Origin of the sequence: Microbacterium sp. Au-Mic1 (assembly GCF_021341785.1) — a bacterium.
GTDB lineage: Bacteria > Actinomycetota > Actinomycetes > Actinomycetales > Microbacteriaceae > Microbacterium.
Genome location: NZ_JAJTTF010000008.1, coordinates 31394 through 43058 on the forward strand (window position 1 = coordinate 31394; position 11665 = coordinate 43058).

At 69.6% G+C, this 11665-nt stretch carries 9 protein-coding genes; 5 read left to right on the plus strand and 4 right to left on the minus strand.

Annotated elements, in window-relative coordinates; genetic code table 11:
• Nucleotides 1-4: 4 nt before the first annotated feature.
• Nucleotides 5-2380, minus strand: a complete 2376-nt coding sequence (locus LXM50_RS12135) for a SpaA isopeptide-forming pilin-related protein (protein WP_233311585.1) — start codon at nucleotides 2378-2380, stop codon at nucleotides 5-7.
• A 450-nt stretch (nucleotides 2381-2830) separates the two neighbouring features.
• On the opposite strand from LXM50_RS12135, the gene LXM50_RS12140 reads away from it, so the two are divergent.
• Both LXM50_RS12140 and LXM50_RS12145 read left to right on the plus strand, forming a co-directional pair.
• Nucleotides 2831-3640: an ABC transporter ATP-binding protein gene (locus LXM50_RS12140; RefSeq protein WP_233311586.1), complete on the plus strand. Its 810-nt coding sequence runs from the start codon at nucleotides 2831-2833 to the stop codon at nucleotides 3638-3640.
• On the plus strand, nucleotides 3633-4412 hold the full coding sequence (locus LXM50_RS12145) for an ABC transporter permease (protein WP_233311587.1): 780 nt from the start codon (nucleotides 3633-3635) through the stop codon (nucleotides 4410-4412). Before LXM50_RS12140 ends, LXM50_RS12145 begins: the two co-directional genes overlap by 8 nt.
• Before the next feature lie 197 nt (nucleotides 4413-4609).
• On the opposite strand, the gene LXM50_RS12150 is transcribed toward LXM50_RS12145, so the two are convergent.
• Nucleotides 4610-5302 carry a GTP pyrophosphokinase family protein gene (locus tag LXM50_RS12150; protein WP_233311588.1) on the minus strand — a complete coding sequence of 231 codons (693 nt, stop codon included), beginning with the start codon at nucleotides 5300-5302 and terminating at the stop codon, nucleotides 4610-4612.
• Nucleotides 5303-5512: 210 nt separating this feature from the next.
• On the opposite strand from LXM50_RS12150, the gene LXM50_RS12155 reads away from it, so the two are divergent.
• The 3 genes from LXM50_RS12155 (at nucleotide 5513) to LXM50_RS12165 (ending at nucleotide 9749) form a co-directional block, all read left to right on the plus strand.
• Nucleotides 5513-7594 (plus strand): APC family permease, encoded by a 2082-nt coding sequence (locus LXM50_RS12155; protein WP_374107830.1) that lies wholly within the window; start codon nucleotides 5513-5515, stop codon nucleotides 7592-7594.
• A gap of 126 nt (nucleotides 7595-7720) precedes the next feature.
• Entirely contained in the window at nucleotides 7721-9010 is a 1290-nt protein-coding gene (locus tag LXM50_RS12160; RefSeq protein WP_233311589.1) for a hypothetical protein, read from the plus strand.
• A 76-nt stretch (nucleotides 9011-9086) separates the two neighbouring features.
• Complete coding sequence (locus LXM50_RS12165; RefSeq protein ID WP_267920874.1) at nucleotides 9087-9749, plus strand: DedA family protein; 663 nt, start codon at nucleotides 9087-9089, stop codon at nucleotides 9747-9749.
• Here the strand turns inward: LXM50_RS12165 and LXM50_RS12170 are convergent.
• Nucleotides 9725-10384, minus strand: a complete 660-nt coding sequence (locus LXM50_RS12170) for a response regulator transcription factor (protein ID WP_233311591.1) — start codon at nucleotides 10382-10384, stop codon at nucleotides 9725-9727. The two genes, LXM50_RS12165 and LXM50_RS12170, sit on opposite strands and share 25 nt — an antisense overlap.
• On the minus strand, nucleotides 10381-11385 hold the full coding sequence (locus tag LXM50_RS12175) for a sensor histidine kinase KdpD (RefSeq protein ID WP_233311592.1): 1005 nt from the start codon (nucleotides 11383-11385) through the stop codon (nucleotides 10381-10383). The genes LXM50_RS12170 and LXM50_RS12175 overlap by 4 nt, the downstream gene beginning before the upstream one ends.
• Nucleotides 11386-11665 lie beyond the last annotated feature (280 nt).

Consider the following 11665-nt stretch of genomic DNA (forward strand, 5'->3'; position numbering starts at 1 on the left):
TGGGTCAGGAGGCGCGACGCGTGCTGCGGCGCAGGCGGAGGATGCCGAGGAGCGCGAGCGCGGCGAACACGATGGCGCCGCCCGCGAGGAGGAACGCGTCGCTTCCGACGCCTCCGGTCAACGGCAGCACCGCGCCAGGCTGCTGCTCGTTCGGCTGAGCACCGATGTCGAGCGTGGTGCCGGCATTGGCGGCGTTCACCGTGAAGGTGAAGGATCCGGCTGCGATGTAACCGGCGGGAGCCAGCGTCTCCTTGGCGGAGTAGGTTCCCCAGGCGAGCTTGTCGAGGCGGAAGGCGCCCGGCGCCGGGTCGAGGTCGGGGCCGGCGCAGGGCGCTGTGGTGCAGTCCTTGACGACGAGCCCCTGGGCGGGCAGGCCGGGGCCGGTGAGCGTCCACTCGGATCCGGCGAGCTGGGCGCCGGTCGCCTTCGACGTCTTGGTCCAGGCCACGGATCCGGGCTTGCTCGCGTTCGTGATCGTGCAGACCGCGTTCGCGTTCGCCGCGACGGTGACGGAGGATCCGGTCGCGGTCGCGCCGGTGCAGGTCCAGGCCCCTGCGGCATAGCCCGCGGGGCTGCCGCTCTCCGAGAGCGCGTAGGTCCCCGGGGTCACGACCGCGCTCGTCACGCTCGCGTCTCCGGTCTTTCCGGTGATCGTCTGCGTTCCGCTCGCGGTGAGCGTCCAGTCCGAGACCACGGAACCGCCGCCGTAGGTGTTGTCGACCTGCTTCTTCAGCGTCAGCGTCGCCGCCGACGGCTTGTTCGTGATCGTGCAGGCCACCGCATCGCCGGGGGCGACGCCGGTGACGTCCGCACCCGCGGCGCCGGGCAGGGTCACGGTGCGCTGCGAGCCGCCCAGCGACGTGACGGTGCAACTGCCGTTGACGAAGTCCCACCCGCTCTTCTGCGTCTCCGAGACGCGCACGGTCGCCCGCGACGTCGTCTTGTCGAACGCGACGGTCCAGTTCACATCGCCCGAGGTCGGCGTCGTCTGCGCGGTCGCGGAGGGCGTGGAGGTGGCGGTCCCTGTGGTCGCGGTGGTCGCCGCGCCGAGGCTCCAGCCGGCACCGGGTGCCGGGTTCTTGCCGGTGATGTCGAGCACGGTCTTGTGCACGACGACGGTCGCGAGCAGCGGCGCGTTCGTGATGGTGCACACGACGCTGGCGCCCGAGCGGTTCGGGATCGTGAGCTGGCCCGCGGCGTTGGTCGGCACCGTCGCACCGGTCTCGTCGACGCAGGCGAGCGAGCTCGCGTAGTCGGCCAGCGTGCCGGGCGACCCGGAGGCGATCGCCTCGGACACCGTGTACGCGTTGTTCTGGATCACCGGCAGCGGACCGATCTGGGCGGCCTGGACCCCCGTGGCGTTCCCGGTCGTCGTCGCGGTCGCGGACTCGGTCGTGCCGCTCTTGACGGACAGCCGGAACTGGTCGCCGACGTGGGCGCGGGCGACGACGTTCTTCTTGACCGTGAGGTTCGCGGGCGAGTTGCAGCTCGCCAGATCCGTGCTGGAGAGGTTGTTGGTGACGTCGCCGCCGATCTGGGCGCCGGTCGAGGCGTTGTACTCGCGAACGGTCGATGCGTTGCCGAGGTACATCGAACCGGTGGTGTTGAACGCCATGCCGTTGATGTTGGAGAACCCGGACGGCGTGAACGAGAAGGACGGCGACGACGCGAGCAGCCCGCCGTTGCCGGAGGCGAGCGCCGCCGCGGTCACCGAGTACACGGTCGTCGTGGACGCACTGCCGACGACGTACAGGTTGCCGTTCGCGTCGAAGGCCATGTCGCCGTTGGTGCCGCCCGCGGCCGAGGTGTCGATCGTGCCGACCAGCGAGAACGTCCCGGTGCTCAGCACGTACTTGTAGATGTAGAAGCTGCCGGAGGCGAACCCTCCGAAGAAGTAGTCACCGGTCTTCAGGTCGATCGCGCCGGCGATGAGCGTCGCAGACGTCGTGTAGCTGTCGCCCGTGGGCTTCCACGCGGATCCGTCGAAGTACCAGATGGTCGCGGTGCGGCTGCTGTTCGTCCGCTCGTACGCGATCGCCGTGGCGCCGTTCGCGCCGATGCCCAGACCGTTGAACGACGAGACCCCGGTGGCCGCGGTGCCGACCGAAGAGACGGCGCCGTTCGCGACGCGCTGCAGCTGTCCGGTGCCCGACAGCGCGTAGAAGGTTCCGGTCGCGCAGACCAGGCCGGCACTGGTCGCCGGTGCGACGCGCGCCGGCACCGGAGCCAGCGCGGCGGAACGCACCGAGGTCGCCGCGGGCGAACCGCTCAGCGAATGCGAGGCGGTTGCGGCCTGCGCGGCGGGCGTCGCGACGAATGCGAGCGCGATCGTCGTCCCCAGCGCCACGACGGCGCGCGCGAAGTGGTCCCCAAGCTTCATTGTGCTCCCCAGCCACAGAAGAAGGGCGCCCGCTCCCCGCGGAACGTCCTTCAGGAGGGCCGATCGCTCGACCCTCTCCTCCCCATCGGACCATCCCCTGGCCCGTTGTTCGGGAACCCATTTCCCGTGAGTCCCCTACGGCCGCCAATTCCCCTGACGACCTGGATCCCGTCTTCGCCCGCATCCGGCCCCAGGGTCGGATGCACGACCGCGCGCGGACAGTGGATCTGATCAAGACGCTACGACACGTTGGGTCGATTCACAAAATCGACCTCCGCACGGCACCTCGCACGAGCACGCCGTCGCGACCGCGGTCCGACGCGATGCGTCGCCCTGGATCCCTCGTGCCCGCCCGCGTGGGGAAGGAATCGGTTTCAGCCACGACCCCGGATTCTCATGGGCGGCTGATAGCAATCGGCAGAAGGATGGCAGCTGCTCGAAGGGGGAGCCATGTCCACACCGTCAGAGGAGACGACGACCGACAAGCATGCGGGCGGCGGTGCCGTCCTCGAGGTCGACGGACTCGTGGTGAGGTACGGCTCCCGCACGGCGGTCGACGGCGTCGCGTTCCGCATCGCGCGCGGCGAGATCCTGGGCCTCCTCGGGCCGAATGGTGCGGGCAAGACGACGACGCTGAGCGTGATCGAGGGCCTGCGCAGGCCGGCGAGCGGATCCGTGAACGTGGACGGGATCGACGCTCTGCGCCATCCGATCGATGCCTGCTCCCGGCTCGGCGTGCAACTGCAGAGCTCAGGCTTCCAGCCCGAGCTGAGCATCGAGCAGCTGCTGCGACTCTACGCAGGGCTGTACGGAGTGCGCCTGACCCGCGCGACCGCCCGGGAGGCGCTCGACGGCGTCGGTCTGGAGCAGGAGGCGTCGAAACGCCTCAAGGGCCTGTCCGGCGGCCAGGCGCAGCGCTTCTCCCTCCTCATCGCGACGCTCCACGACCCCCTGCTGCTCCTGCTGGACGAACCGACGAGCGGTCTGGATCCGCAATCGCGGCGCAGTCTCTGGCAGCGCATCGAGGCTTCCCGACGGCGCGGCGGCAGCATCCTGCTCACGACCCATTCGATGGAGGAGGCCCAGGCCGTGTGCGACCGCATCGTGATCATCGATCATGGCCGGATCGTCGCGACGGGCAGCCCCGCCGAACTCATCGCCGCGCATCGCGAGGATCCGCGCGTGCTCGCGATCGCACACGGCGAACCGACACTCGAGGACGTCTTCATCGCCCTGACGGGAAGTGACCTTCGTGACTGACACCACCATCACCCGGCCGCCACTCGGGCTGACTCTGCGCTCGCTCGTGGGCGCCGACTTCACCGTCCTCGTGCGCAGCAAGCAGACCCTGATCCTGAATCTCGCCGTGCCGATCCTGATGCTGATCATCACGAACCAGGCCGCCCGCCGGGGCGGCAGCGGATTCGGCGCCGCGGGGCCGGCCCTGATGATCGCCCTGGCGCTGAGCTACGGCCTGTTGTCATCGTCGCTGCTGGGCTACTCGATCATCGTCGCACGCGATCGCGAAGCGGGTGTGTTCCAGCGACTGCGCGTCACGCCGACGCCGACCTGGGCGATCATGCTGAGCCGTCTGCTCGTGCAGTTCGCGGCGGCGATCGCGACGGCGGTCGTCGTGATCGTCGTCGGCGGCATCATGCACGGGCTGAGCTACGGCGTGGGCACGTACCTGCTGATCTTCGTCGTCGCGATCTACGGCGCCGCGATGTTCCTCGGGATCGGGCAGGCCGTGGTCGGGCTGCTCCGTTCCTCCACCGCCGTGAACGCCCTCGGCCGGGTGCTGTACGTCGTGCTGCTCCTGCTGGGCGTCCTCGGCATCTCGGGCGTCCTCGGCGACACCTTCACCGCCATCGCGAAGTGGTCACCCGTCGGCGCCCTGATGACTCTGTTCACCGCGGTGCAGTCGGCATCGGCCTGGACGAGCGACGACACCTGGGCGATCGTCGCGATCGGCGCCTATCTTGTGGTCTTCGCCGGGATCGGGATCCGCTGGTTCCAGTGGGAGGCGCGTTGAGCGGATCCGCACGTCCCTGGCGCGGATCCGTCTCCGGCCGGCTCGGATCCGCACGCCGGCGCTGCCACGATCAGCACAGGTTGTGACGATCGGCACACGGATCCCCGGCGACACGCGTGCTGATCGTCACAGGGTGTGCTGATCGTCACACACCCCGCGAGCTCGCGCTCGCGCACCCGAGCCCGCGCCGCGCCGCGTCAGACGTCGAGGGGCACCGGCGGGAGCGCTGCGAGCGGAGCGTGCGCTTCGTGGTGCAGCCGCTCCATGCGATCGTCGAGCTCGCTCGCGGCGTCGGCCGCCGCGGTGAGGTCGTCCACGAGGCGGGCGGGCACCTGGCCCTGGAACTTGTAGTGGATCTTGTGCTCGAGACTCGCCCAGAAGTCCATCGCGATCGTGCGGAACTGCACCTCGACCGGCACCATGATCGGGCCGGAGGAGAGGAACACCGGCACCTCGAGGATCGCGTGCAGGCTGCGGTACCCGTTGGCCTTCGGTGTCGCGATGTAGTCCTTCACGATGCGCACGGTGATGTCGTCCTGCGCGGTGAGCAGATCGAACAGCCGGTACACGTCGGCGACGAAGCTGCAGGTCACACGCACGCCCGCGATGTCGGTGATGTGCTCGCGGATCGTGTCGAAGTCGGGCTCGATCCCCCTTCGAGCCACCTTCTCGACGATGCTGTCGGGCGACTTCACCCGGCTCTTCACGTGCTCGATCGGGTTGTAGGAGTGATGGTGGGTGAACTCGTCGCGCAGGATCGAGATCTTCGTCTCGATCTCGCGCATCCCGAACTCGTACTCGTGCAGGAAGCGCTGGAACTCGTCTCGCAGCTCTCGCGCCTCGGACAGGGTCTGGTTCAGCGCATCGTCATCGAGAGGGACCGTGCTCATGCCTGCGACGCTACGCAACAGGTGTTCGGATCTCCTGTGTGTTCGTTCTGAGCGGACCTCCGAACGCGCAGAGAGCGCTCTCCGCGAGTGCGCGGATACCCGATCCGGACACGCCCGGGATCCGTCGGCGGCAAAGAGTGATGGAACAGTGATGCAACAACCCGCGCGCGAAATTGCATCCGCGCCGTTCCAGGCGTAGTTTTGCCGCTCGTGGCAAATGACAGCCGTGAGAGCGCCGACGCCCCGCAGGTAGCCAAACGCATCCTGCTCGGCGAGCCGCTCAGCACAGAGAAGGCGAACGAGCAGCTCCTCCCGAAGCGGATGGCGCTGCCGATCTTCGCATCCGACGCGCTCTCCTCCGTGGCCTACGGTCCGCAGGAGATGCTGATGACCCTCGGCCTGGGCGGTCTGGCGTTCCTCACCTTCGCCCCCTGGGTCGCCGCGGCCGTGGTGCTGCTGCTGATCGTCATCGTGCTGAGCTACCGCAAGCTCATCCAGGCCTACCCCTCGGGCGGCGGCGACTACGAGGTCGCGTCGAAGAACCTCGGTGAGATCCCCGGCGTCGTGGTGGCTGCCGCGCTCCTCGTGGACTACATCCTGACCGTGTCCGTGTCGATCGCCTCGGGCGTGGACAACATCATCTCCGCGGTGCCGCAGCTCGACCCGTGGCGCGTGGAGCTCGCCGTCGGCTTCGTGATCCTCATCGTGATCGTGAACCTGCGCGGCGTGCGCGAGGCCTCGACGTTCTTCGCGGTCCCCACCTACATCTTCATCGGATCCGTCGGCGTCATGATCGTCACGGGTCTGGTGCGCACCTTCCTCGGCGACGCGCCGATCGCCGAGAGCTCGCAGTACGCGATGCACGGCGACCAGCTCGCGAACGCGGCGGTCATCCTGCTCGTGCTGCGCGCGTTCTCCAGCGGCTGTTCCGCGCTGACCGGCGTCGAGGCCGTCTCCAACGGCGTGCAGGCCTTCCGCATCCCGAAGATCGGCAACGCGCAGGCGACCTTGGCGATGATGGGCGGCATCGCCATCCTGCTGTTCACCGGCCTCACGGCGCTCGGCCTGATCACGCAGGTCCACTACGCGGAGGACCCGTGCCGCGACCTGGTCGGGTTCGCCTGCGGAACCCCGCAGCAGAGCCTCATGGCGCAGATCGCCTCGGCGGTGTTCGGCGGCGGATCCCTGCCGTTCTTCATCATCCAGGCTGCGACCGCCTGCGTCCTCCTGCTCGCCGCGAACACCGCGTTCAACGGCTTCCCCCTGCTCGGCGCGGTGCTCGCCCGCGACGGCTACGCCCCCAAGGCGCTGAACACGCGCGGCGACCGCCTCGTGTTCTCGAACGGCATGATCCTGCTCGGCATCGCCGCGATCGGCGTGCTGGTGCTGTTCCAGGCGAATCTGACGAACCTGATCCAGCTCTACATCATCGGCGTGTTCGTGTCGTTCTCGCTCGGCCAGGTCGGCATGGTGCGGCACTGGCGACGACTGCTCGCCGGCACCAAGGTCATGAGCGTGAAGGACGCGCAGCCGGTGCGCCGCACGGCCTACACGGGTCTGGCGATCAACTCCCTCGGTGCGTCCATGACGATCGCCGTGCTCGTGATCGTCACGGTCACCAAGTTCACGCACGGCGCATGGATGGTGTTCATCGCGATCCCGGTCCTCGCCCTGCTCATGATGGGCGTGAAGCGCTACTACCGCGACGTCGAGCACGAGATCTCGATCGACGACACGACCCACTTCGGATCCGAGGGCGACGTCGCGATCATCCTCGTCAACCGGCTGCAGAAGCCGGTGATCAAGGCGATCGACTACGCCATCGCGGCGAAGCATCAGAAGACCATCGCCCTGCACGTCGCCGCCAATCCGGAAGATGGCGTGCAGCTGCAGAAGGACTGGCAGCAGCACCGGATCCCGATCCCGCTGGTGATCGTCGAGTCGCCGTTCCGGCACTACGCGGCCCCGGTCGAGGCCTACATCAACAAGTACCGGCAGAAGCACGGTCCGGCGGTCGTCACCGTCTACCTGCCGCAGTACATCGTCGGGCACTGGTGGGAGTCGATCCTGCACAACCGCCGCGCGCGCCGCGTGGCGAACCAGCTGATGATGGTGCACGGCGTGACCATCACGCTGGTGCCCTGGCTGCTCGACTCCTCCGAGCTCATCTACGGCCGGCGCTCCCGTCCGGTCCCCGGCCAGCAGCGTGCGGGCCGCCCGCTGTACGGCGAGGACACCTCCAAGCCCGCACGTCGGGTGCAGCGTCCGGCGGGCCCGCCCGAGCTGGGCTGACCCCGCCCGGCCGACCCGTTTCGAAGCGCGCACGCTGCGGGATCCGCGCCCGAGACACCGCCACGTGCGCGCTTCGAAACGGGCATCCTTGGCGGGTCCTTGGTGACGGCTTCCTAGCGTCGAAGCATGACGACGACGAGCACGGCGAGAGCGGCGACCGCGGGACGCCTGCTGAACAAGGTCCCCGAGGTCACGATCTGGTTCTGGATCATCAAGATCCTGTGCACCACGGTCGGCGAGAGCTTCGCGGACTGGATCAACCTCACGCTCGGCGTGGGCCTGAGCAGCACCGCGTGGATCTTCACAGGCGTACTCGTGGTGGTCCTCGCGGTGCAGCTGAGCCTCAAGCGCTATTCGCCGTTCCCGTACTGGTTGACGGTCGTGGTCATCTCGATCACGGGCACCCTGTACACCGACATCCTGACCGACCAGCTCGGCGTGCCCCTGTGGGTGTCCTCGGCGGTGTTCTCGGTGCTGCTGGCGGTCGTGTTCGCGATCTGGTGGGCGCGCGAGCGCACGCTGTCGATCCACGCGATCGACACCCGCCCGCGTGAGGGCTTCTACTGGCTCACCGTGCTCGTGACCTTCGCCCTCGGCACCGCCACGGGGGACTGGACGCTGGAGCTGACCGGCTGGAGCCCGGGCGTCGCCGTGCTGCTCCCGCTCGGACTGATCCTCGCGATCACCGCGCTGTGGCGCGGCGGCGCGAACCCGGTGCTCTCGTTCTGGCTGGCTTACATCCTGACCCGGCCGCTCGGCGCCAACATCGGCGACTTCCTCGGATCCCCGGCGCAGCCCGCCAACCCGGGCGATCCCGTCGGCCTGGGCCTGGGCACTTTCGCGACGAGCATGATCTTCCTCGGCCTGATCCTCGCCACGGTGGTCTATCTCGCCGTCACCCGGCGCGACGTCGTGGAGACCTACGACGCCACGCACGCCTCCCGGGTGATCACGAGTCCGGGCCGCGAGCGCGCCGGACTGATCGGATTCGTCGTCCTCGCCGTCGTGACCGCGGCGATCCTCACCGTGGCCTCCCTCCTTCCGCACCAGACGGCCGCGGCCGCCGACGACGGAGCCTCGAACGGTCCGGTCGCGGCCCTCACTCCGCAGCAGGTCACCGCGCACCTGCCGAAGGACGCCGTCGCGAAGTACGTGACCCTCGCGCAGACCGCCGTGCACCAGGACAAGGCCGGCGACACGGCCGGATCCCACGCGACCGTTCAGAAGATGCGCGACACGTGGGATGCCGACCAGAGCGCACTGCAGGCGGCGGACTCCACCGCATGGACGTTTCTCGACCAGGAGATGGATGCCGTGCTGCGGGCGTACGCGATCGATCACCCCGGAGTGAAGGCGGCCGCACCCGCGGCCCAGGAGGCCGAGCTCGCCGTGCTGCTGAAGGATCTCGGCGCCTGAGCCGGAGGACGACGCCGTGCACCTTCTCGCCTCCTCCGTCCTGGCACCGACAGGACTCCTCCCCGATGCCTCCTCGATGCTGCACGCCTTCGGCCCGTGGGTGCTCGCGGGCATCGCGCTGCTGATCTTCATCGAGTCCGGCGTGCTGTTCCCGTTCCTCCCCGGCGACTCCCTGCTCGTCACGGCGGCGATCCTGGCCGGCCCCCTCGGGATCCAGCCGTGGCAGGTGCTCTTGGTCGGCATCCCGGCGGCCGTGCTCGGCGACCAGGTCGGGTACGTCCTGGGCAAGCGCTTCGGTCGACGGCTGTTCCGCGACGACGCGCGTGTGCTGCGCACCAGCCGCCTGGTGGAGACGGAGCGCTTCTTCGAGCGTTACGGCCCGCTGTCCCTCGTGCTCGGACGGTTCGTCCCGATCGTGCGGACGTACGTGCCGCTGGTCGCAGGAACCGCGCGCCTGCCGTACCGCCGGTTCCTGCCCTGGAACGCGATCGGCGCGGTGGCATGGGTGTGCGGGATGACGGCGATCGGCCTGCTGCTCGGCGGGATCCCCGGCGTCGTCGACAACATCGACCTGCTCATGATCGCGATCGTCGTCGTCTCGGTCGTGCCGGTCGCGATCGGCGGGGTGCGCGGGATGCTCCGCGCCCGCCGACAGCGGGAGGGCGCGGCCCAGGCCTCGCATCAGGGCCGCGTGCAGACGGCGGCCGACCCGGATCAGGCCGGCGTCCCCAGCCGGTAGCCGGATCCGCGGACCGTCTGGATGAGGTCCCGATCGGTCTTGCGGCGGAGGTAGTGCACGTAGGTCTCGACGGTGGTCAGGCTCTCGCCCCGGGCGAACACCGCCTCGAGCAGGTACTCGCGGGAGAAGGTGCGCTCGGGCTCGGAGGCGAGCACCGCCAGGAACGCCGATTCGGCCTCGGTGAGCAGGATCCGGCCGGCATACGGCGAATCGATGCTGTGGTCGTCGGGATGGAACGTCCAACTGCCGATCGCCGTCCCCGCGACCGGTGCGGCGTAGTCGCGCGTGAGGGCGCGCAGCCGGGCGCTCAGCTCCTCGAACTCGAACGGCTTCACCAGGTAGTCGTTGGCGCCGGCATCGAGTCCCTCGACCCGGTCGCGCAGCTCGCCGAGGGCGGTGAGCATGAGGATGGGCGCGCCGACCCTGCGCCGGCGCAGCTCGCGCACCAGCTCCTCGCCGCTCATGCCGGGCAGGCGCCGGTCCACGACGATCGCGTCGAAGCCGCGCGCCAGCACGGCATCGAGCCCTTCCTCCGCCGAATCGCACAGCTGCACCGACCACCCGGCCGAGAGCACGTCTCGCATGATCGGGCCGAGGCGGGGATCGTCCTCGACGATCAGCAGCCGGCCGCTCATCGATCCGCTCCCTCGTCGGCGAACGGCACGACGAGCTCGAACACCGTGCCCCCAGGCCCGGTCCGCGCCACGCGCACCGCGCCGCCGTGGCGCTCCGCGAGCTCGGCGACGAGCGCGAGTCCGATGCCGAACCGGGTGCGCGGCCCGCTCATGCCCCCGGCCGACCCGGTGGACATGCTTCCGGCCACGGGAGATCCGTGCGCGAAGCGGTCGAACACCCGGGCCGGATCGATCCCGGTGATCCCGGATCCGCTGTCGGCCACGGCGATGCGGGCGACGGCGCGCTCCGCGACGGCCGCCACGGACACGGTGCTGTCGGCCGGCGCATGGTCGACGGCGTTGTCGATCAGCGCGACCAGGCATCGGCGCAGGTCGGCGGCGGGGAGCGCGACCTCACGGGACAGGGGCGACGTGGCGATGCGCACCCCGCGGCCTTCCGCGAGCAGCGCCATGTCCGCGGCGGCGGCGTTCATGACCTCGGCGAGCGCACAGCTGCCGCGCTGCGGTGCCGTCCCGGTCGCTGCGGCCAGCATGTCGTCGACGATCCCCGACATGATCCCGGCGTCTTCGCGCAGCGCATCGAGGACCTCTCGACGCGGGTCGCCCGCAGGGGTGAGCAGCGCGAGCTGCTGCACACGCGCGTTGAGCACAGCCAGAGGCGTGCGCAGCTCATGACTCGCGTCGGCGACGAAGCGCTGCTGGATCCGCGCCGCCTCCTCGAGGGGGCGCACCGCCCGCCGGGCGATGAGCCACGCGGCGGCGCCGGCGCAGACGATCGCTCCGAGCCCGACCACGACCCCGCCGAGCACGAGATCCGCCGGGTCAAGGAAGATCCGCACGGAGCCCGGTTCGGGCGGCCCATTCACCTCGGCCGGCCTGGTCTGCCAGAACATGTATGCGAGGGCGAGCCCTGCGCCCAGCAGCACCAGCCCGGCGCACACGGCGGCGACCTGCCAGCCGATCGCCCTGCTCGAGCGCCGAAACTCCGCCTGCGTCTCCACCGTCCCATCTTCGCGCCCGCGGCTGTCCTCGCGCTGCAGGCGGGGAGCGAGGACCCACCACCCCACCGGTTTCGGGGAGCGATGTTCGCTCGATTCCGACCCCCAGGCCGACAGACATCGCTCCCTGAAAGCGGGGATCCGATCGCCAGGTCGTGTGGGACCCGCATGGGTTCCCGGCGCGCGGCGTGAGCAAACCGTGAGGAAGCCCCGTCTGCGGCGAGGGAGCCGGTTCGATCGGATCCGTGCTCGACATCATCTACGTCGCGGGAACGCTCGCGCT

What these genes read in the sequence shown, in the direction of transcription:
- LXM50_RS12165 (WP_267920874.1), top strand. Translation starts at nt 9,087, where the DNA reads ATGCTGCACGCCTTCGGCCCGTGGGTGCTCGCGGGCATCGCGCTGCTG.
- LXM50_RS12150 (WP_233311588.1), bottom strand. Translation starts at nt 5,302, where the DNA reads ATGAGCACGGTCCCTCTCGATGACGATGCGCTGAACCAGACCCTGTCC.
- LXM50_RS12160 (WP_233311589.1), top strand. Translation starts at nt 7,721, where the DNA reads ATGACGACGACGAGCACGGCGAGAGCGGCGACCGCGGGACGCCTGCTG.
- LXM50_RS12140 (WP_233311586.1), top strand. Translation starts at nt 2,831, where the DNA reads ATGTCCACACCGTCAGAGGAGACGACGACCGACAAGCATGCGGGCGGC.
- LXM50_RS12170 (WP_233311591.1), bottom strand. Translation starts at nt 10,384, where the DNA reads ATGAGCGGCCGGCTGCTGATCGTCGAGGACGATCCCCGCCTCGGCCCG.
- LXM50_RS12135 (WP_233311585.1), bottom strand. Translation starts at nt 2,380, where the DNA reads ATGAAGCTTGGGGACCACTTCGCGCGCGCCGTCGTGGCGCTGGGGACG.